The following is a 21,504-nucleotide window of genomic DNA, read 5'->3' as shown; positions in this document are numbered from 1 at the left end:
ACAAGTGACGTGCCTTTTTTCTTTTTAGGCGTTACCTAAATACAACAATTCAATATCAACTTGTTAATAAGCAAGGCAGGTCTTTATGTTTGGAGCAGAACTCGTCATCGTCCTGTTGGCGATTTATTTGGGCGCGCGACTCGGGGGTATCGGCATTGGTTTTGCCGGCGGCCTCGGGGTGCTCGTGCTTACCCTTATCTTTCAGATTAAACCCGGCGCAATCCCTTTTGACGTTATTGAAATCATCATGGCGGTTATTGCTGCTATTGCGGCCATGCAGGTCGCAGGCGGTATGGACTACCTGGTGAGCCTGGCGGAGCGCATGCTGCGCCGCCATCCGAAATATATAACCTTCCTTGCCCCGCTGGTGACCTGGTTTATGACCATTCTCGCGGGAACCGGCCACACGGCATTTTCCACGCTGCCGGTGATTACTGAAGTGGCAAAAGAGCAGGGTATTCGCCCGTCTCGTCCGCTCTCTATTGCTGTAGTGGCGTCTCAGATTGCCATTACCGCGTCGCCAATCTCTGCCGCCGTAGTCTTCTTCGCGGGTATCCTTGAGCCAATGGGCGTGAGCTACCTGACGCTGCTGGCGATCTGTATTCCGGTTACGCTGATTGCGGTGATGATTACCGCCGTGCTGTGTAACTTCCTCGGCGCCGAGCTGAAAGACGATCCGGTTTACCAGGAGCGTCTGGCAAAAGGTGAAGTGAGCCTGCGCGGTAGCCAGGTCTTCGAACTGAAGCCGCACGCGAAACGCTCCGTGCTGCTGTTCCTGATCGGTATTGTCGCCGTGATGTTCTACGCGACCGCCATCAGCGACACCGTGGGGCTGATTCAGAACCCGGTGCTGCCGCGTAACGAAGCGATTGTGGTGTTCATGCTGACCATTGCGACGCTGATTAGCATCACCTGTAAAATCGACACCAGCGAAGTGCTGAACGCCAGTACCTTCAAGTCCGGCATGAGCGCCTGCGTGTGCGTACTGGGCGTGGCGTGGCTCGGTGACACCTTCGTGAAAGCGCATATTAGCGATATCCAGACCGTGGCGGGTGACCTGCTGCACAACTACCCGTGGCTGCTGGCAGTGGTACTGTTCTTTGCCGCGACGCTGCTTTACTCCCAGGCCGCCACCACCAAAGCGTTGATGCCTGCTGCACTGATGTTAGGCGTCACACCGCTGACGGCGATTGCCTCTTTTGCCGCCGTTTCTGCGCTGTTCGTTCTGCCAACCTACCCAACCCTGCTGGCGGCGGTTGAGATGGACGATACCGGCTCAACCCGCATCGGTAAGTACGTGTTTAACCACGCGTTCCTGATCCCGGGAGTGGTGGCGATTACGCTTTGCGTCGTCCTCGGCTTTATCATCGGCGGCATTGTGCTGTAAACGGTTAGCCGTTGTAAAAATAGTTAAAATCGGGCCGCTCTGCGGCCCGTTTCATTAATGACCAATCGCCTTGCGTGATATAGTGAAGACTTTCGTGATGAGGAGGTCGACTTGTGAACACGCCTGATGCTGTTGTTGTACTGTGTACCGCCCCTGATGAAGCCTCTGCCCAGGATCTCGCCGCCAAAGTGCTGGCCGAAAAACTGGCAGCCTGCGTAACGCTGCTCCCCGGCGCGACCTCCCTCTATTACTGGGAAGGCAAGCTGGAGCAGGAGTATGAAGTCCAGATGTTACTTAAAACTAATCTGGCGAATCAGCAGGCGCTCCTTGACTGCCTCAAGTCTCATCATCCTTACCAAACCCCGGAGCTGCTGGTGCTGCCAGTGGTCCACGGCGATAACGACTATCTCTCATGGCTCAACGCTTCTTTACGCTGATCCTGCTGCTGTGCAGCACGTCAGTATTTGCCGGGTTGTTTGACGCACCCGGCCGTTCAAACTTTATTCCTGCCGACCAGGCGTTTGTTTTCGATTTTCAGCAGGACCAGCACGATCTCAATCTGACCTGGCAGGTGAAAGAGGGCTACTATCTCTACCGCAAGCAGGTCAGCATCACGCCTGCAAAGGCTAGCGTCGGCGCGCTGCAGATGCCCGCTGGCGAGTGGCACGAGGACGAATTCTACGGTAAAAGTGAAATCTATCGCCAACGCCTGAGCGTGCCCGTCACGGTGAATCAGGCGGATAAGGACGCCACGCTGACGGTGACCTATCAGGGCTGTGCCGACGCGGGCTTCTGCTACCCACCTGAAACGAAGGTCGTTCCGCTTAGTGAAGTTAAAGCGGCTGCCTCCCCCCTCCCCTCAGGGGAGAGGGCCAGGGTGAGGGGTGAAGGCGAAACCGCTTCCGACCTTCCTTTCTCAGCGCTTTGGGCCTTACTGATTGGCATCGGCATTGCCTTTACCCCGTGTGTGCTGCCGATGTATCCGCTTATCTCCGGGATTGTGCTGGGCGGCAAACAGCGTCTTTCTACCGCCCGCGCCCTGCTGCTGGCGTTTATCTACGTGCAGGGTATGGCGCTCACCTACACGGCACTCGGGCTCGTGGTCGCCGCGGCCGGGCTACAGTTCCAGGCGGCGCTCCAGCACCCTTACGTGCTTATCGGCCTGTCCGTCGTATTTATCCTGCTGGCGCTGTCGATGTTTGGCCTGTTCACGCTACAGCTGCCCTCTTCGCTGCAAACCCGCTTAACGCTGATGAGCAATCGCCAGCAGGGCGGCTCTGCGGGCGGCGTATTCGCAATGGGTGCCATCGCCGGGTTGATTTGCTCCCCCTGCACCACCGCGCCGCTCAGCGCTATCCTGCTGTACATTGCCCAGAGCGGCAACATGTGGCTCGGCGGCGGTACGCTGTATCTCTATGCGCTCGGTATGGGCCTGCCGCTGATTCTGGTGACGGTATTTGGCAACCGCCTGCTGCCGAAGAGCGGCCCGTGGATGGAGACGGTGAAAACCGCGTTTGGCTTTGTCATTCTGGCGCTCCCGGTGTTCCTGCTGGAGCGTATTATTGGTGACACGTGGGGTCTGCGCCTGTGGGCCATGCTCGGCGTGGCGTTCTTCTCATGGGCGTTTATCGTCAGCCTGGGAGCCAAAAAAGCGTGGATGCGTCTGGTGCAAATTCTCCTGCTCGCCGCCGCGTTGGTGAGTGTGCGTCCGCTTCAGGACTGGGCGTTCGGCTCGCCGGTGGGCCAGACTCAGGCACATTTACACTTTATACACGTTAAGAACGTCGATGAGCTCAACAGCGCGCTGGCGCAGGCAAAAGGCAAACCGGTGATGCTCGATCTCTATGCCGACTGGTGTGTCGCCTGCAAAGAGTTTGAAAAATACACCTTTAGCGATCCTCAGGTGCAAAATGCCCTGAAAGAAACGGTGTTGCTTCAGGCAAACGTCACGGCCAACAATGCGCAGGATAAGGCCCTGCTTAAACACCTTACCGTGCTCGGGCTGCCGACCATTCTGTTCTTTAATGAACAAGGGGAAGAGCAGCCAGAACAGCGTGTAACCGGGTTTATGGATGCAACAGCATTCAGCGCGCATTTGCGCAATCGCCAACCGTAAACAACACTTTAGACGGGACATACCGTTGGGAATAGCGGAGGAGACAACCGTGCAACGCGAAGACGTACTGGGACAAGCCCTGCAACTACTTGAGATTCAAGGGATCGCCAGCACCACGCTTGAGATGGTAGCCGACCGTATCGATTACCCTCTGGATGAGCTAAAGCGCTTCTGGCCGGATAAAGAGGCGCTGCTTTATGATGCCCTACGCTATCTTAGCCAGCAGGTGGATATCTGGCGCAGGCAGCTAATGTTGAATGAAGATCTGACGGCTGAGCAAAAGCTGCTGGCGCGCTACACCGCCCTGACAGAATGCGTCAGCAACAATCGTTATCCGGGCTGCCTGTTTATTGCTGCCTGTACGTTTTACCCCGATCCTGGCCATCCAATACACCAGCTGGCGGATCAGCAAAAACGTGCGGCGCATGACTTCACCCATGAACTGCTGACAACGCTTGAAGTGGATGACCCGGCAATGGTCGCTAAGCAGATGGAGCTCGTACTGGAGGGCTGTTTGAGCCGCATGCTGGTGAACCGTAGCCAGGCCGATGTGGATACGGCGCACCGTCTGGCGGAAGACATTCTGCGCTTTGCCCAGTGTCGTATGGGTGGGGCGTTGACCTAGACCAGCATGCCCGCCCAGGCAGAGATGAGAAGACATAGCGCCATCAGGCGCTGAAACCGCACCATCGCCACGGTGGTGCGAAACACCCGGCTTACCGCCTTCCCCAGCCACGCCCAGCACATCAAACACATCACAGAAATCAGTAAGAACCATAGCGCCATCAGCGCAATATCTCTTAACGGGTGAATGCTCGCGGGGGCAAAAAGACTCACTACCGCCAGCGCCATCATCCACGTTTTCGGATTCACCAGCTGCAGCAGCGCTGCAGCTTGCGCCGTGAAACGATGAGGCGCCTTCTCAGCAATATTCGCCGCAGGTGCGCGATACAGCTGCCAGCTCATCCAGGTGAGCCACAGTACGCCTGCCCAGCTCATTGCCTGGCGTATCAGAGGAAACTGGCGCAACACCTCCCCGGCGCCGGCGCCCGATACCAGCACAATCAGACTCGCCGTAATACATCCCCCCAAAATGGCAGGGACGGTATTTTTCACGCCAAAGTGCTGGCTGTTGGTGAGAACAAGAATATTCGTCGGACCAGGCGTTATCGATGCGACAAAGGCAAACAGCAGATAAGGCATCAGGCTCACAGGGGGCTCCTTTTTTCTTAGAGCCCTCACTGTGCCGTTATTTTCTGGAAACGTCTGGAAGGTTTGTGCACAACCGGCGGTAGTGGGCGGGGGAAATGCGGTATGCGCGCTGGAACCAGCGTCCCAGATGGCTCTGGTCTGCAAAGCCGAGCGCTGTAGCGACATTAACAGGCTGCTCGCCGTGCGCCAGCAGCTGTCGCGCCTTTGCCAGACGCAGCTGAATAAGCCAGGCGTGCGGCGCCAGGTTGAACTCACGCTTAAAACAGCGCGTCAGCGTAAAGCGATCCGTGCCCGTCTCGCGCGCAAGGTCTGACAGCCCCACGTTCTCGCCGATATGCGCATAAAGATAGTCACGTGCGCGGTGCGCCACGGCAGCGCTTTGTAGCTGCGACGGGAGTTTCTTACGCCAGTGGCAATGGGAGGTGATCTGAGAGAGCAGTTTATCCATTGTGCTTTGCTGCACAATTTTCATCTCATCGCTATGCAGCGCGTTAAACGTCTCACCGATAGAACGGACCAGCTGAGGTTCTCGCGTTAGCGTTTGAGCAAAGTGAAGCGAGTAGCGGTCCGGCGTGGCTTCATATAATCCCCGGAGGGTGCGCGTCAGCCATTGCTCGTCAAGATAGAAGGTCAGATAGGTAAAGCCCCCTTCCACAGGCGCGTCGCCGTCGTGAATTTCACCCGGCTCCAGTAAGAACGCATCACCCGGATGGCTGCGGTGACGTTCGCGACGACAGTGGAACTGCTGGGTGCCTGAAAGGGTAATCCCGACCAGATAGCTATCGTGCCAGTGGGGATCGAAGGCATGGCCTTCGAAGTGCGCTTTAATCGTTTCAATACCGGTATCCGCATGCTGACGGAGCTCAAGCCAGTCTTTTGCCATACTGCCCTCCTGTTGTTATCAGCATTGCCTCACAGGCTGGTATTGTCTGGAAGATTTGTGCATTTTCACGGCGAAAACGAACAGATTGCCGCAAACTTAAGCAGTTGAACAGCTTTTCCTGAAATAATGTTGACGATAAGGCGCGATTGCGGTTTAATGCGCTCCGTTGCCCGGATAGCTCAGTCGGTAGAGCAGGGGATTGAAAATCCCCGTGTCCTTGGTTCGATTCCGAGTCCGGGCACCACTATTTAAAGAACCCAGCCTATGGCTGGGTTTTTGCTTTTCTGTGTTTATAAATCCCTTCTTTATATTCTTGCTTCTCTTTGCCGTGGGATCGTGCGGTCTGCATTGCCGGATGGTACTGTTTTTACCGGTCCTGCGGATCCTGGCCGGGTAAGGCGAAGCCGTCTCCCGGCATTTTTGGCATCCAAAGCAAAAAACCCCGCACCTTACGGTACGGGGTTCTTCTTGTTTGATGCCTGGCAGTTCCCTACTCTCACATGGGGAGACCCCACACTACCATCGGCGCTACGGCGTTTCACTTCTGAGTTCGGCATGGGGTCAGGTGGGACCACCGCGCTAAAGCCGCCAGGCAAATTCTGTTAATCTGTATCAGGCTGAATATTGATTGTTCTGTCTCTTCCGCCAAAACACCTTCGGCGTTGTAAGGTTAAGCCTCACGGTTCATTAGTATCGGTTAGCTCAACGCATCGCTGCGCTTACACACCCGACCTATCAACGTCGTCGTCTTCAACGTTCCTTCAGGAGACTTAAAGTCTCAGGGAGAACTCATCTCGGGGCAAGTTTCGTGCTTAGATGCTTTCAGCACTTATCTCTTCCGCATTTAGCTACCGGGCAGTGCCATTGGCATGACAACCCGAACACCAGTGATGCGTCCACTCCGGTCCTCTCGTACTAGGAGCAGCCCCCCTCAATTCTCCAGCGCCCACGGCAGATAGGGACCGAACTGTCTCACGACGTTCTAAACCCAGCTCGCGTACCACTTTAAATGGCGAACAGCCATACCCTTGGGACCTACTTCAGCCCCAGGATGTGATGAGCCGACATCGAGGTGCCAAACACCGCCGTCGATATGAACTCTTGGGCGGTATCAGCCTGTTATCCCCGGAGTACCTTTTATCCGTTGAGCGATGGCCCTTCCATTCAGAACCACCGGATCACTATGACCTGCTTTCGCACCTGCTCGAGCCGTCACTCTCGCAGTCAAGCTAGCTTATGCCATTGCACTAACCTCCTGATGTCCGACCAGGATTAGCTAACCTTCGTGCTCCTCCGTTACTCTTTGGGAGGAGACCGCCCCAGTCAAACTACCCACCAGACACTGTCCGCAACCCGGATCACGGGTCCACGTTAGAACACCAGCCATTAAAGGGTGGTATTTCAAGGACGGCTCCACGCAGACTGGCGTCCACGCTTCAAAGCCTCCCACCTATCCTACACATCAAGGACCAGTGTTCAGTGTCAAGCTATAGTAAAGGTTCACGGGGTCTTTCCGTCTTGCCGCGGGTACACTGCATCTTCACAGCGAGTTCAATTTCACTGAGTCTCGGGTGGAGACAGCCTGGCCATCATTACGCCATTCGTGCAGGTCGGAACTTACCCGACAAGGAATTTCGCTACCTTAGGACCGTTATAGTTACGGCCGCCGTTTACCGGGGCTTCGATCAAGAGCTTCGCGTTGCCGCTAACCCCATCAATTAACCTTCCGGCACCGGGCAGGCGTCACACCGTATACGTCCACTTTCGTGTTTGCACAGTGCTGTGTTTTTAATAAACAGTTGCAGCCAGCTGGTATCTTCGACTGATTTCAGCTCCACCCGCAGGGGCTTCACCTACATATCAGCGTGCCTTCTCCCGAAGTTACGGCACCATTTTGCCTAGTTCCTTCACCCGAGTTCTCTCAAGCGCCTTGGTATTCTCTACCTGACCACCTGTGTCGGTTTGGGGTACGATTTCGTGTTACCTGATGCTTAGAGGCTTTTCCTGGAAGCAGGGCATTTATCACTTCAGCACCGTAGTGCCTCGTCATCACGCCTCAGTGTTAAAGTGAACCGGATTTGCCTGGAACACACACCTACACGCTTAAACCGGGACAACCGTCGCCCGGCTGACATAGCCTTCTCCGTCCCCCCTTCGCAGTAACACCAAGTACAGGAATATTAACCTGTTTCCCATCGACTACGCCTTTCGGCCTCGCCTTAGGGGTCGACTCACCCTGCCCCGATTAACGTTGGACAGGAACCCTTGGTCTTCCGGCGAGCGGGCTTTTCACCCGCTTTATCGTTACTTATGTCAGCATTCGCACTTCTGATACCTCCAGCAGCCCTCACAGGCCACCTTCGACGGCTTACAGAACGCTCCCCTACCCAACAACACATAGTGTCGCTGCCGCAGCTTCGGTGCATGGTTTAGCCCCGTTACATCTTCCGCGCAGGCCGACTCGACCAGTGAGCTATTACGCTTTCTTTAAATGATGGCTGCTTCTAAGCCAACATCCTGGCTGTCTGTGCCTTCCCACATCGTTTCCCACTTAACCATGACTTTGGGACCTTAGCTGGCGGTCTGGGTTGTTTCCCTCTTCACGACGGACGTTAGCACCCGCCGTGTGTCTCCCGTGATAACATTCTTCGGTATTCGTAGTTTGCATCGGGTTGGTAAGCCGGGATGGCCCCCTAGCCGAAACAGTGCTCTACCCCCGAAGATGAGTTCACGAGGCGCTACCTAAATAGCTTTCGGGGAGAACCAGCTATCTCCCGGTTTGATTGGCCTTTCACCCCCAGCCACAGGTCATCCGCTAATTTTTCAACATTAGTCGGTTCGGTCCTCCAGTTAGTGTTACCCAACCTTCAACCTGCCCATGGCTAGATCACCGGGTTTCGGGTCTATACCCTGCAACTTAACGCCCAGTTAAGACTCGGTTTCCCTTCGGCTCCCCTATACGGTTAACCTTGCTACAGAATATAAGTCGCTGACCCATTATACAAAAGGTACGCAGTCACACCACGAAGGTGCTCCCACTGCTTGTACGTACACGGTTTCAGGTTCTTTTTCACTCCCCTCGCCGGGGTTCTTTTCGCCTTTCCCTCACGGTACTGGTTCACTATCGGTCAGTCAGGAGTATTTAGCCTTGGAGGATGGTCCCCCCATATTCAGACAGGATACCACGTGTCCCGCCCTACTCTTCGAGTTCACAGCCTGTGCATTTTCGTGTACGGGAGTATCACCCTGTACCCTGCGACTTTCCAGACGCTTCCACTAACACACAAGCTGATTCAGACTCCGGGCTGCTCCCCGTTCGCTCGCCGCTACTGGGGGAATCTCGGTTGATTTCTTTTCCTCGGGGTACTTAGATGTTTCAGTTCCCCCGGTTCGCCTCGTTAACCTATGTATTCAGTTAACGATAGTGCAACGAATTGCACTGGGTTTCCCCATTCGGACATCGCCGGGTCAAAGGTTCATATCACCTCGCCGGCGCTTTTCGCAGATTAGCACGTCCTTCATCGCCTCTGACTGCCAGGGCATCCACCGTGTACGCTTAGTCGCTTAACCTCACAACCCGAAGATGTTTCACTTCTGATTGCGAAAATTTGAGAGACTCGAACACACATTAACTGTGTGTCGTTTCAATTTTCAGCTTGATCCAGATTTTTAAAGAGCAAAACTTCGCAGTGCACCTTTTCAGGTTCACTCTGAAGTTTTCTTGTATTCGCAGTAAAAGATGGTGGAGCTATGCGGGATCGAACCGCAGACCTCCTGCGTGCAAAGCAGGCGCTCTCCCAGCTGAGCTATAGCCCCATCGTATTACAAATCTCTGTACCGGTAATTTTTCCTGAGACAAGGCGTGGAAACGCGAAGCATACATCAGTATGTGAGCGTTGCCGCAACGCAGTATCAGGGAAAATTTGGTAGGCCTGAGTGGACTTGAACCACCGACCTCACCCTTATCAGGGGTGCGCTCTAACCACCTGAGCTACAAGCCTGCAGAGATTTTTACTGCTGTTTTTCATCAGACAATCTGTGTGAGCACTGCAAAGGCAGGTTCTTTAAGGTAAGGAGGTGATCCAACCGCAGGTTCCCCTACGGTTACCTTGTTACGACTTCACCCCAGTCATGAATCACAAAGTGGTAAGCGCCCTCCCGAAGGTTAAGCTACCTACTTCTTTTGCAACCCACTCCCATGGTGTGACGGGCGGTGTGTACAAGGCCCGGGAACGTATTCACCGTGGCATTCTGATCCACGATTACTAGCGATTCCGACTTCATGGAGTCGAGTTGCAGACTCCAATCCGGACTACGACGCACTTTATGAGGTCCGCTTGCTCTCGCGAGGTCGCTTCTCTTTGTATGCGCCATTGTAGCACGTGTGTAGCCCTACTCGTAAGGGCCATGATGACTTGACGTCATCCCCACCTTCCTCCAGTTTATCACTGGCAGTCTCCTTTGAGTTCCCGGCCTAACCGCTGGCAACAAAGGATAAGGGTTGCGCTCGTTGCGGGACTTAACCCAACATTTCACAACACGAGCTGACGACAGCCATGCAGCACCTGTCTCAGAGTTCCCGAAGGCACCAAAGCATCTCTGCTAAGTTCTCTGGATGTCAAGAGTAGGTAAGGTTCTTCGCGTTGCATCGAATTAAACCACATGCTCCACCGCTTGTGCGGGCCCCCGTCAATTCATTTGAGTTTTAACCTTGCGGCCGTACTCCCCAGGCGGTCGACTTAACGCGTTAGCTCCGGAAGCCACGCCTCAAGGGCACAACCTCCAAGTCGACATCGTTTACGGCGTGGACTACCAGGGTATCTAATCCTGTTTGCTCCCCACGCTTTCGCACCTGAGCGTCAGTCTTTGTCCAGGGGGCCGCCTTCGCCACCGGTATTCCTCCAGATCTCTACGCATTTCACCGCTACACCTGGAATTCTACCCCCCTCTACAAGACTCTAGCCTGCCAGTTTCGAATGCAGTTCCCAGGTTGAGCCCGGGGATTTCACATCCGACTTGACAGACCGCCTGCGTGCGCTTTACGCCCAGTAATTCCGATTAACGCTTGCACCCTCCGTATTACCGCGGCTGCTGGCACGGAGTTAGCCGGTGCTTCTTCTGCGGGTAACGTCAATTGCTGAGGTTATTAACCTCAACACCTTCCTCCCCGCTGAAAGTACTTTACAACCCGAAGGCCTTCTTCATACACGCGGCATGGCTGCATCAGGCTTGCGCCCATTGTGCAATATTCCCCACTGCTGCCTCCCGTAGGAGTCTGGACCGTGTCTCAGTTCCAGTGTGGCTGGTCATCCTCTCAGACCAGCTAGGGATCGTCGCCTAGGTGAGCCGTTACCCCACCTACTAGCTAATCCCATCTGGGCACATCTGATGGCAAGAGGCCCGAAGGTCCCCCTCTTTGGTCTTGCGACGTTATGCGGTATTAGCTACCGTTTCCAGTAGTTATCCCCCTCCATCAGGCAGTTTCCCAGACATTACTCACCCGTCCGCCACTCGTCACCCGAGAGCAAGCTCTCTGTGCTACCGTTCGACTTGCATGTGTTAGGCCTGCCGCCAGCGTTCAATCTGAGCCATGATCAAACTCTTCAATTTAAGTTTGATGCTCGTGAATTAAACTTCGTAATGAATTACGTATGTTCACTCAGAGACTTGGTATTCATTTATTGTCCGAAGACATTAAGAATCCATGTCACTTTGAGTGCCCACACAGATTGTCTGATAAATTGTTAAAGAGCAGTTGCAACGCGGCTTTCAGCTCACCGTTGCGAGGTGGCGTATATTACGCTTTCCTTTTTCAGAGTCAACCCGTTATTTCAGGATTTTTTCTCTTCAACCGACCGGGGTGTCTGTGAAGTGATTCACATCCGCCGTGTCGATGGAGGCGCATTATAGGGAGTTCTCCGCAGGCCGCAACCGTTAAATAACAGAAAAATGACTGACTGCTGCATTCCACAGCAAAACCCCGCCTTATACCTTTTTACACACAGACTTATCCACAATTACATCAGGATCCCGGTGCGATCCTGCGAACTGAAAGGGAAGATCATCTATACTAGCGGCAAATATTCTTCTCCGCAGAGCCCCCTTCATGAATACACAACGCCTGCGCCGCGACTGGCACCTTCCTGGAGCCGGGTTAATATTGCTGGCAATCCTCTTCGCGGGATTTACCCTGCATACGCACTGGAACGCCTTTATCCAGTGGTGTCTTGCCACGCAAATTACCCTGCACCGTTATCTGGTGATGTATCTGCTGCAGCTTAACAACCACCAGTACAGCGGCGGATTATGGCTCTTAACGGGCGCTTTCCTCTATGGCGTCCTTCACGCCATCGGGCCGGGGCATGGAAAATTCATAATGACGACCTATCTGACCACCAATAAGGAGAGCGAGCTGGCCGCCCGCGTGGTCCCCTTCATTGGCAGCCTGATGCAGGGCGTTAGCGCGATTCTGTTCGTCTTTATTCTGGCGGTGGGGTTTAACCTCGCGTCAGGCGATATCAGTACCAGCCGCTGGTACGTTGAGAAGATAAGCGCCGTGCTGATTGGCGCGTTTGGTGCTTTCATCATTTACCAGGCGCTGAAGAGCCTGCGTCCGCGCAGAATGACGGTCTTCACCATTAATCCGCTCCATCAGCATAATGAACGCTGTGGCTGTGGCCATCATGGCGTGGGCGTAGATCTGACACAAGGTGACTGGAAAACGCGTCTGGGCGTCATTCTGGCTATTGGCGCACGCCCGTGCAGCGGTGCGATCATGATTCTGATGTTTTCGAACGCGCTGGGCATTGTCACCTGGGGGATGGCGGCCGTTATGACCATGTCTTTAGGAACGGCACTCTCTATTATGGGGCTATCACTGGCGGTTCGTTATGCCCGTGAACGCACGGTGGCATGGTTCGGAGGAAATAGCTCGTTAAGATGGCTGGTGCCGGCAGTTAAAATTGCCGGAGGGGTCGTCCTGATCCTGTTCGCGACCATTCTTTTCCTGACGGTCATCCCCATCAGCGCCAACGGCGACTACATCGCCGCCGGATGCTAATAAAAGAAAACCCGCCGTTGGCGGGTTTCTTTATTACTCGTTAATCCGAGGATGTTGATCAACAAGACGGGAGCGTTTCTTCTGCAGCTCTTCAATCTCTGCGTCGATATCCTCAATCTTCTGCTCAACGTTGTCGTAATGCTCGCGCAGGATCTCTTTCGCTTCCTGAATATCGGATGCCGCAGGCGTCGCCCCTTTCAGAGGACGGTTTGCCGTCTCCTTCATGGTCAGGCCGGTCGCCAGACCGACTACCGCGATAACCATCAGGTAATAGGCTGGCATCATCAGATTCTGCGTGCTTTCCACCAGAGAGGCAGCAAGCGTAGGCGTCAGGCCAGCAATCAGAACAGAGATGTTGAACGCTGCCGCCAGCGCGCTATAACGAATGTGCGTCGGGAACATCGCAGGTAACGTAGATGCCATCACCCCGATAAAGCAGTTCAGGATCACCGCCAGCATCAACAGACCCGCGAAAATCAAACCCAGCACGTTACTGTTGATCAGAATAAAGGCCGGGATCGCCAGCGCAAACAACGCCACACTCCCCAGGATGATAAACGGTCGACGGCCAAAGCGGTCGCTCAGCAGACCCATAATTGGCTGCACGAACAGCATACCCACCATGATGGCGATAATGATCAGCACGCCGTGATCTTCCGAGTAGTGCAGGTTATGCGACAGATAGCTCGGCATGTAGGTCAGCAGCATGTAATAAGTGACGTTGGTGGAAATCACCAGACCAATACAGGTCAGCAGGCTGCGCCAGTGCTTCGTCGCAATCTCTTTAAAGGAGACTTTCGGACCATCCTGCAGGCCTTCGCGGTCACCTTGCTCCAGTTTCTCAACGTGCTGCTGGAAGGCAGGCGTCTCTTCCAGCGCGTGACGCAGGTAAAGACCGATAATACCCAGCGGAAGCGCGATAAAGAACGGGATACGCCAGCCCCAGTCGAGGAAGTTCTCCTCACCGACCACGGTTGAAATCAGAACCACGACGCCCGCGCCCATCACAAATCCGGCAATCGAACCAAAGTCCAGCCAGCTGCCCATGAAGCCGCGCTTACGGTCAGGGGAATACTCCGCGACGAAGATCGACGCACCGGTATACTCGCCCCCGACGGAGAAGCCCTGCGCCATCTTACAGAGCAACAGCAGAATAGGTGCCCAGATGCCGATCGTGGCATAGGACGGAATCAGGCCGATACAGAACGTACTGATCGACATAATGACAATGGTGATAGCAAGTATTTTCTGGCGACCGTATTTGTCACCGAGCATACCGAAGAACAGACCGCCCAGCGGGCGAATGAGGAAGGGAACGGAGAACGTACCCAGTGCGGCAATCATCTGCAGGCTGGGGTCAGCCCCGGGGAAGAACACTTTACCTAACGCGTAGGCGACAAAGCCATAGACACCAAAATCGAACCATTCCATCGCATTACCAAGCGAGGCTGCAGTAATGGCTTTACGCAGTTTTGCGTCATCAATAATGGTGACGTCGCGCAGTGTGATGGGTTTAACCTTTTTCCTTCTTAGCATAGCTATCCTCGTTGACTCGGCCCTGTCTGTTTCACAGTCCAGTTAGCGTGCTGCGAACCATGGGATCCGCTCCATGCGAATCGCCTTATTCAAGCGTAGCAGGTTTACTTACATTGACGTTTTCCGTCGATACAACCGAACCTGTTGACGCCTGTCTGGGCAGTTAATGACCTTTTTACCCTACCAGCGTTTATATTTGTGATCAACTTCACACATATATTTATGCTGCGTAAAGTGAAGACAGCATTTGTCAACTTCCGCAAATAAGACCTTTCTCAACTCTTCCCTTGATAATGATTTTCAGCATGATCCGTTTTCTTTTTATCCCGGAATATAAAGGCAAATTTTTACAAGAGATTTACATAAAACCTCACCTGACAGAACGCGTCGTAAAGTTTACATTCAATATGTGATACAGATAACTAAAACATCGTTTTATTTTCATTGAATCATTATTCCAGTGATCGCATGATAATTCCCGAAACATAGCACCAGGTGCTTTCTGGCAAGAGAAAAGAAGAGCACTTACTGCATTTTGGTTGCGGGGTTATCAAATACAAACCATCAAAAAACCCTTCATCAAGTTGAATTTATTGATTTTTTATTTACACCTGCCGCTCGCCACGAGTGGTAAAAATTATGAGGGTTGTATATGAAGATTAAAGCCACGATAGAACGTATACCGGGTGGTATGATGCTGGTGCCGCTGGTACTCGGCGCCATTCTGAATACATTAGCACCTGATACCGGGGCTTATTTTGGTGGTTTCACAAAAGGGATGATTACGGGTACCGTTCCCATCCTGGCCGTCTGGTTCTTTTGTATCGGCGCATCCATTAATTTACGCGCTACGGGTACCGTATTACGCAAATCCGGAACGCTGGTGATAACCAAAATAGCGGTCGCCTGGGTTGTCGCAATGATATGCGCGATGTTCATTCCGGAAAATGGAATTCAGACCGGTTTCTTCGCCGGGCTATCCGTCCTGGCGATTGTCTCGGCGATGGATATGACCAACGGCGGGCTGTATGCCAGCCTGATGAACCAGTACGGAACGAAAGAGGAGTCCGGCGCATTTGTTTTGATGTCTCTGGAATCCGGCCCGCTCATGACGATGCTGATCCTGGGGTCTGCTGGCCTGGCTTCTTTTGAGCCGCACCACTTTGTCGGCGCGATCCTGCCGTTTCTGATCGGTTTTGCCCTGGGTAATCTGGATCACGATCTGCGTGATTTCTTCAGCAAAGCTACGCCAGTGCTGATCCCGTTCTTTGGCTTTGCGCTGGGCAACACCATCAACCTGAACGTGATCCTTGATACGGGACTGCTGGGGATTGTGCTGGGTGTCGCGGTTATCATCATCACCGGTATTCCGCTGATTATTGCCGACCGCGTGATCGGGGGAGGAAACGGCACGGCGGGCGTCGCCGCCTCTTCAGCCGCAGGCGCTGCCGTCGCAAACCCGGTAATTATTGCCCAGATAAACCCGGCCTTTGAACCGGTAGCCGCTTCCGCAACGGCACTGGTTGCCGCCAGCGTGATTGTCACCGCGATCCTGGTGCCCATCATCACGGCGCTTTACGCGAAGCGCTACGGAAATGTGCAAGAGATCCAGCCTGAACCGAAACCGATTGAGATGAATCATTAACACACCGCACCCTGACCCTCTCCCCTATGGGGAGAGGGTCAGGGTGAGGGGGGTTCAACCAAAAATCTCCTCCACCATCGCATCCACCAGCCGTTTTGCCGAACACAGCCTCGGCATACCCAGCGCGACGGTCTGCCAGCTTTGCGTTACTGACCAGCTCACCGGGTGTGCATCCGCCTGACACCAGTCGCCGAGCCAGCCCAGCATGTCTTTATGATCGATTAAACCCGCCGAAGCGGGCGTAGTCAGCCACTGATGATAAAAATGGCGCGTCGTGGGAGACGCATTGATGCCCTGAGCCAGGTAGTTGGCAGCCATGCTGCGTAAATTATCCTTGAGCATTGCCGACACATCGTCGTTCGCCAGACGGCATGCATCGCCAAATGCTCCCCAGCGCAGCTCTTCGAGGACGATGAAGCAGCGCCCGGCCAAAGACCAGCCATCATAGTGGCCGGCTCGCCAGCGGGTGAAAATTTGTTCACTGTGCTCGCCCGCCTGTACCGTCAGTCCACGCTGGGTCAGCGCCTTTTCTTTATAGGCAGCACGTTGGGTAAAATGAGAGGAGAGCTGCGCGTACTGCTCAAGCAGGCCGGGGGATGGCTGAGCGCGCAAGTGGGCCTGCTGGCGCAGCGCAATCAGTTTATCGGCCATCAGCGTCAGCGCGAGATGGCCCGGATCCAGCATGCCGGCAAGTTTTTCCGCCAGCCCCAGGCGCAGGGCCGCGTTCTCATTAAGCATTCCCGCCATCGCCCAGGGCCGTAGCCGGGTGTGCGTCATGATTTCCTGAGTCAAACGCTCACGAAACTGCAACTGCTGCGGCCCCAGATGGGGATATCGCGCCGCGTCCACGCCCTGCACAAGATCGACCATAAACTTGGGATGAATACACTCCAGCGTCCGCCCGGGACCGTCCAGTAGCTGTGTTGTCATGGTTGCTCTGCCGCGAATAGTGTTTGAATATCATCGCGTAACAGTCGGGTATCTTCCTGAATCCACGCCGCAGTCGTAATGCTTTGCTTCAACAGCTGGCTGAGCGCTCGGGTCGAATGCTCATTTTGTTGACGCACTGCGAGGCTATCACGCAAGCTTTCCTGTAAGCCGGTCAGGCATAACGAAAATTCTGCAAAGAACGTCGCCATTCCGGCCGTAACAGAGACATCGACCTGAGCGGACAAAGCTTTACGTATTTGTTCACAAAACTGATCAATATGTTGCTTAAATTTGTCATGCAGCTGCGCAATGTCGATAACATAGCGCGTGCGCGTGACCACATAATCATCCCAGCCCCAGCCAGGATTATTCAGCCACCGCGAAACGGTTTCACGCATACTGCTCCCGGCGGAAGGCTGACCTGCCGGGCGGTTATCCTCCGCAATAGCATCGTTAAACAGGGACCGCGTATTGAAATTAAGCTGGTTAGCCTGAAAAGCCGGGAAGCTGATCCGCGCCCGGAAGCCGGCATGGCTCAGATGCTCTTTAATACGCGTTTCAATGGGGCGCATAGCTTCATTCAGCGAACGCGCCAGCGTAGATTCCAGCTGATCGAAGCGTAACGCCAGCTCCCTGCAGATTTTCGTCTGCGCATCCAGCATGATCAGTTCACAGGAGGAGCGAATTTTACTCAGCGCGATCTGCGCCTGCCCTTCATCATCCAGAACCAGCTGTTTCAGCTCTTGCGGTTCGTCACCGCGGTGATTCAGCCGGTCAATGCCTGCCAAATCAAGAATATTGTGAGTGCTGAAAACCTGATCAATCGACTGATGAAGCGCCGTTTTCTGGGCCCCCATAAAGTCCGCGGTAGCGTTCAGCGCCTGCTCAACTTCATGTTTCACCTCATCGCTCACCGCGCGCTGACGCGTTTGCAGCAGCGCCATATCTTCTTCAAGACGCGCGATGTTCATTTCCAGCGCCTCAAAGGCCACCGTCAGCCCCTGATAGCGGAAGTCGAGATACTCCCGGGCATTCTGCGCGTAGTTGAGCAACTTATGCGACGCCGAACGCAGCGCGAATAACGAGGCATTGGCATAGGCGGCGTAAATCAGTTTGCGTATCGGTTGTTCAAACAGCGAATCTTCCCACAGCAAATCGGCTGCGTGACGGATATGGTCAATATCGTCCAGGTCCGCCGTACGCCAGCGGCGTCCGAGGGCAGCTTCGGCAAAATCCTGCACCCAGGGCTGCTCCTGATGATCCGGCAGGCGTCCGTGGCTATTCATTTCGTAGCGCGCACGGTTCGCCAGATACGCCCACATAGATGAAACAGGGTAGATCTGGCCAGGCGAAATATTGCCTTTCATTAAGGTACCAGAGATCATCGCCCTGACCTGCTCTTCATCGTCGCTATTGCGATCCTTCTGGTCGAATTTATTCACCAGCGCATAAAGAGGCACTGATTTCCCCGCCACCGAAATAGCCTGACGGACCTCTTCATCAGAAATAGATTTAAGCTGGGTATAATCCATCACCGCCAGCACCGCCGACGCGCGGGCGAGCTGTTCGCTAAGCATTTTTTGCAGATGCGGTTGTCCAGCCTCATTGGGGCCGGGGGTATCGAGCAGCGTCAACTGCCCGAGGTGGGCATCCAGACCCGCAAGATGCACGAACTCCACTTCAATCACCGGAATATGTTCGATGGCCGCGTATTCGGAAAACGGAAACGCCACGCCCAGCGCCTGGGAGAGTCTCACCAGGTCATTGAGACTTTTCAGGCAATGAAATATTGGCTGCGCGCCCAGATGATGCTTTTCAAAGGCCTCGCCTTTCTCAATGCGTTCAAGCAGCGTATTCATGTCCTTATCAATTTCCAGATGCAGAGCCAGCTTGCCGCGATCGTAATCGCAGAGCTTTTTCTGCAGCAGGTGGATCAAATCATCAATAGGAGAGGCATGTGAGAAGTGGAGCACCGGCTCCTTCTGGCCTGGCGTATGACGGATCAGCGTAGGAAGCGCCGTCATTGGGCGGTTGCGGTTCGGCAACACTTCGGTACCTACAATGGCATTAATGGTGGTCGATTTCCCCGCTTTCATCGTGCCAACGATAGCCAGAACCATTTCCAGACGTGTTATTTTGCGTAATTCATTATTCAGCGTTGCCTGCTGTGCTTCGACGCCCCGCGCACTAAAATGCAAAGGCAGAACGTTGTTCTTTTCTCCCGTAATAGCCGCCGTCGTGTTCTCCAGCATCGCTGTCGGCATTGACCTCAGGGTATCGAGATTTTGCAGGGCGAGCTGTAACAAACGTTCAGCTTCCTGGCTTAATTCAAAAATGGTCTGTGTGTGCATGATAAAAGCCTTTCCTTAACGCAAATTTATTACTTTTATTAAGCCACTTGTTTTAATTATAATGTTCAGGCTTATATGATCACGTGTGGAAAACATGTTCACCGGAATATAACTGATTGAAGATAATCAGAAATAAATGGCTATCCCTGCATGGCGTGTAAAGCTCTCCTCAAGGCCCGGAAGCCAAAAGATAAAAAGCCTGACCCATTTTAAGAAGCTCCAGGATATATCATCATTATTTACCCACCTAAAAAGAGAGGGATAGGCCGCCGCCATAAGAAATGTATGGCAGCAAAGTTCGAAGATAAATAACAATGTGTTGCTTCACCTTATCTGAAATGAAGGTGCGTAGCAATTTGCCGTAATAAAATATTCGATATATTTAGCGACTTCTCTTTCCACCGTGTTAATGACGTTAGCATCGCTTAGCTGACTGACAGTAAGTGTCACTCACAATACATTTTCTGCGTTTTTTAAATTCACAATATCACCGACAAACGTGTGGATTTGCGCTATACTTGCCGCCTTTTTCGGCACTCTGCCGTCATTAAGCTGGCACTTTCCAGCGCGTTAACACTTTTGAGGATACCGATATGCAACTCCCACACTGTCCAAAATGCAATTCTGAATACACCTATGAAGATAATGGCATGTTCATCTGCCCGGAATGCGCACACGAATGGAATGATGCCGAGCCAGCGCAGGATGCTGATGCGCTGGTCGTCAAAGATGCGAACGGCAATCTGCTGGCGGATGGCGACAGCGTCACCGTGGTGAAAGATCTGAAGGTGAAAGGCAGCTCTTCCATGCTGAAGATTGGTACTAAAGTGAAGAATATCCGTCTGGTTGAAGGCGATCATAATATCGACTGCAAAATTGACGGCTTCGGTCCAATGAAACTGAAATCTGAGTTCGTGAAAAAGAACTGATTTACCCGCCCGGTGGCGCTTCGCTTACCGGGCTTTCGGGAACTACACTTAACGGGCTTTTCTTACGTGAGGTAAAGATTATGCCGTTAAGTCCCTACATCTCTTTCGCCGGCAACTGTGCAGAGGCTACCGCCTTCTATCAGCAGGCCGTCGGCGCAGAACTCCTCTATAAAATAACCTTCGGCGAAATGCCAAAAAGCGATAACAGCGAAGAAGGCTGTCCGTCCGGCATGCAGTTTCCGGATTCGGCTATCGCCCACTCCAATGTCCGCATTGCGGGCAGCGATATCATGATGAGCGACGGGCTGCCGCCGGGCAGCAGCGCACAGTACGCGGGCTTCACGCTGGTGCTCGACACGCAGGATGTGTCGGAAGGCAAGCGCTGGTTCGACAACCTCGCCGATGGCGGCAATATCGAAATGGCCTGGCAGGAAACCTTCTGGGCGCACGGCTTCGGTAAGGTCACCGACAAATACGGCGTGCCGTGGATGATTAACGTCGTTAAGCAACAGCACTAATTTTCGGGCGGTGGGCGGTCTGCCTCCGCCTGTCATCAAACTCCCCTCAACTCTTCAAACTCCCGCAACCTGCACTTAACCCAAATGTCATATTGATGCGCGAGCATGAGGCCACATTTATCGTGAGGCCCAGCACATGCAAACTGTTATCCGCGTCGAGAAACTGAGCAAAACCTTCAATCACAACAAGGCGCTGCATGCCGTTGATCTGACCGTCCAGCAGGGCGACATGGTGGCGCTTCTCGGGCCGTCTGGTTCGGGAAAATCCACCCTTTTACGCCACTTAAGCGGCCTCATTACCTGCGATAAAACGCCGGAAAGCCACGTCGAGCTGCTGGGCAACACCGTGCAGCGCGCAGGGCGTCTGGCGAGCGACATTCGAAAAAGCCGCGCCCGGACGGGCTACATCTTCCAGCAGTTCAACCTGGTGAACCGTCTTACGGTGCTGGAGAACGTGCTGATTGGCGCCCTCGGCAGCACCCCGTTCTGGCGCACCTGCCTGCGCTGGTTCTCCCCATCCCAGAAGCAGGAAGCCTTACAGGCGCTGACCCGCGTCGGCATGGCGCACTTCGCCCACCAGCGCGTCTCCACCCTCTCCGGTGGACAACAGCAGCGCGTCGCCATCGCCCGCGCGCTGATGCAGAAAGCGCAAATCATTCTGGCCGACGAGCCTATCGCCTCGCTGGACCCGGAATCGGCGCGCATCGTGATGGAAACCCTGCGCGACATCAACCAGAACGACGGCATTACCGTGGTGGTCACGCTGCATCAGGTGGATTACGCCCTGCGCTACTGCGAGCGCATTGTCGCCCTGCGGCAGGGGCATGTCTTCTTTGATGGCGCGAGCCATCAGTTTGATAACGAACGTTTTGATCATCTCTACCGCAGCGTAAACCGCGTCGAAGAGCGCGCGCAGGCTGCATAACGTCCCCATAAC

Annotated in this window: 14 protein-coding genes, 3 tRNA genes and 3 rRNA genes; 10 read left to right on the top strand and 10 right to left on the bottom strand. The window is 54.0% G+C overall.

Annotation, left to right across the window (positions count from 1 at the left end; genetic code table 11):
* Nucleotides 1-85: 85 nt before the first annotated feature.
* The 4 genes from AC4ICF_RS01860 to AC4ICF_RS01845 all read left to right on the top strand — a co-directional run bounded on the left by AC4ICF_RS01860 (nt 86) and on the right by AC4ICF_RS01845 (nt 4,128).
* Nucleotides 86-1,387 carry an anaerobic C4-dicarboxylate transporter gene (locus AC4ICF_RS01860; RefSeq protein WP_008502949.1) on the top strand — a complete coding sequence of 434 codons (1,302 nt, stop codon included), beginning with the start codon at nt 86-88 and terminating at the stop codon, nt 1,385-1,387.
* A 113-nt stretch (nt 1,388-1,500) separates the two neighbouring features.
* A complete protein-coding gene (cutA, locus tag AC4ICF_RS01855) occupies nt 1,501-1,824 on the top strand; it encodes a divalent cation tolerance protein CutA (protein ID WP_014168278.1) in 324 nt (107 codons plus the stop codon).
* Nucleotides 1,800-3,503 carry a protein-disulfide reductase DsbD gene (locus tag AC4ICF_RS01850; RefSeq protein ID WP_316379822.1) on the top strand — a complete coding sequence of 568 codons (1,704 nt, stop codon included), beginning with the start codon at nt 1,800-1,802 and terminating at the stop codon, nt 3,501-3,503. Before cutA ends, AC4ICF_RS01850 begins: the two co-directional genes overlap by 25 nt.
* Nucleotides 3,504-3,552: 49 nt before the next feature.
* Nucleotides 3,553-4,128: a transcriptional regulator gene (locus AC4ICF_RS01845; protein ID WP_316379823.1), complete on the top strand. Its 576-nt coding sequence runs from the start codon at nt 3,553-3,555 to the stop codon at nt 4,126-4,128.
* Here the strand turns inward: AC4ICF_RS01845 and AC4ICF_RS01840 are convergent.
* Entirely contained in the window at nt 4,125-4,715 is a 591-nt protein-coding gene (locus AC4ICF_RS01840) for a LysE family translocator (protein WP_316379824.1), read from the bottom strand. The two genes, AC4ICF_RS01845 and AC4ICF_RS01840, sit on opposite strands and share 4 nt — an antisense overlap.
* A 37-nt stretch (nt 4,716-4,752) precedes the next feature.
* Entirely contained in the window at nt 4,753-5,598 is an 846-nt protein-coding gene (locus AC4ICF_RS01835; protein WP_116344027.1) for an AraC family transcriptional regulator, read from the bottom strand.
* A gap of 168 nt (nt 5,599-5,766) precedes the next feature.
* Here AC4ICF_RS01835 and AC4ICF_RS01830 point away from each other — a divergent pair.
* Nucleotides 5,767-5,842 (top strand) — tRNA-Phe (locus AC4ICF_RS01830).
* 233 nt (nt 5,843-6,075) lie between these two features.
* Here the strand turns inward: AC4ICF_RS01830 and rrf are convergent.
* The 5 genes from rrf to AC4ICF_RS01805 form a co-directional block, all read right to left on the bottom strand.
* Nucleotides 6,076-6,191: ribosomal RNA gene (gene rrf, locus AC4ICF_RS01825) — 5S ribosomal RNA — on the bottom strand.
* 73 nt (nt 6,192-6,264) lie between these two features.
* A 23S ribosomal RNA gene (locus tag AC4ICF_RS01820) occupies nt 6,265-9,168 on the bottom strand.
* 170 nt (nt 9,169-9,338) lie between these two features.
* A tRNA-Ala gene (locus AC4ICF_RS01815) sits at nt 9,339-9,414 on the bottom strand.
* A 108-nt stretch (nt 9,415-9,522) separates the two neighbouring features.
* Nucleotides 9,523-9,599, bottom strand: a tRNA-Ile gene (locus tag AC4ICF_RS01810).
* Nucleotides 9,600-9,668: 69 nt separating this feature from the next.
* Nucleotides 9,669-11,208, bottom strand: a 16S ribosomal RNA gene (locus tag AC4ICF_RS01805).
* The 16S, 23S and 5S rRNA genes sit together here with 2 tRNA genes alongside, the layout of an rRNA operon.
* A gap of 496 nt (nt 11,209-11,704) precedes the next feature.
* Here AC4ICF_RS01805 and AC4ICF_RS01800 point away from each other — a divergent pair.
* Entirely contained in the window at nt 11,705-12,658 is a 954-nt protein-coding gene (locus AC4ICF_RS01800; protein ID WP_316380608.1) for a nickel/cobalt transporter, read from the top strand.
* Nucleotides 12,659-12,691: 33 nt separating this feature from the next.
* Here the strand turns inward: AC4ICF_RS01800 and proP are convergent, their stop codons facing one another.
* Nucleotides 12,692-14,194 carry a glycine betaine/L-proline transporter ProP gene (gene proP, locus AC4ICF_RS01795; protein WP_041911505.1) on the bottom strand — a complete coding sequence of 501 codons (1,503 nt, stop codon included), beginning with the start codon at nt 14,192-14,194 and terminating at the stop codon, nt 12,692-12,694.
* A gap of 652 nt (nt 14,195-14,846) precedes the next feature.
* Between proP and kdgT the strand changes: the two genes are divergently transcribed.
* Nucleotides 14,847-15,839, top strand: a complete 993-nt coding sequence (gene kdgT, locus AC4ICF_RS01790; protein WP_080330013.1) for a 2-keto-3-deoxygluconate transporter — start codon at nt 14,847-14,849, stop codon at nt 15,837-15,839.
* A 54-nt stretch (nt 15,840-15,893) separates the two neighbouring features.
* Here the strand turns inward: kdgT and AC4ICF_RS01785 are convergent, their stop codons facing one another.
* Nucleotides 15,894-16,769, bottom strand: a complete 876-nt coding sequence (locus AC4ICF_RS01785) for a diguanylate cyclase regulator RdcB family protein (RefSeq protein WP_116343883.1) — start codon at nt 16,767-16,769, stop codon at nt 15,894-15,896.
* Entirely contained in the window at nt 16,766-19,120 is a 2,355-nt protein-coding gene (gene crfC / locus AC4ICF_RS01780; protein WP_316380609.1) for a clamp-binding protein CrfC, read from the bottom strand. The genes AC4ICF_RS01785 and crfC overlap by 4 nt, the downstream gene beginning before the upstream one ends.
* A gap of 593 nt (nt 19,121-19,713) precedes the next feature.
* Here crfC and AC4ICF_RS01775 point away from each other — a divergent pair.
* The 3 genes from AC4ICF_RS01775 to phnC all read left to right on the top strand — a co-directional run bounded on the left by AC4ICF_RS01775 (nt 19,714) and on the right by phnC (nt 21,492).
* A complete protein-coding gene (locus AC4ICF_RS01775) occupies nt 19,714-20,049 on the top strand; it encodes a zinc ribbon domain-containing protein YjdM (protein WP_028015217.1) in 336 nt (111 codons plus the stop codon).
* Between the two features lie 80 nt (nt 20,050-20,129).
* Nucleotides 20,130-20,567, top strand: coding sequence for a VOC family metalloprotein YjdN (gene yjdN, locus AC4ICF_RS01770; protein WP_116343881.1), 438 nt, complete (start codon nt 20,130-20,132; stop codon nt 20,565-20,567).
* A gap of 136 nt (nt 20,568-20,703) precedes the next feature.
* Nucleotides 20,704-21,492 carry a phosphonate ABC transporter ATP-binding protein gene (phnC, locus tag AC4ICF_RS01765; protein ID WP_302220662.1) on the top strand — a complete coding sequence of 263 codons (789 nt, stop codon included), beginning with the start codon at nt 20,704-20,706 and terminating at the stop codon, nt 21,490-21,492.
* Nucleotides 21,493-21,504: the final 12 nt, after the last annotated feature.

Source organism: Enterobacter sp. ECC_219_Taxon_10 (genome assembly GCF_058354905.1).
Note: the sequence above shows the minus strand (reverse complement) of the source record. Positions and strands in the feature narration are given on the sequence as shown.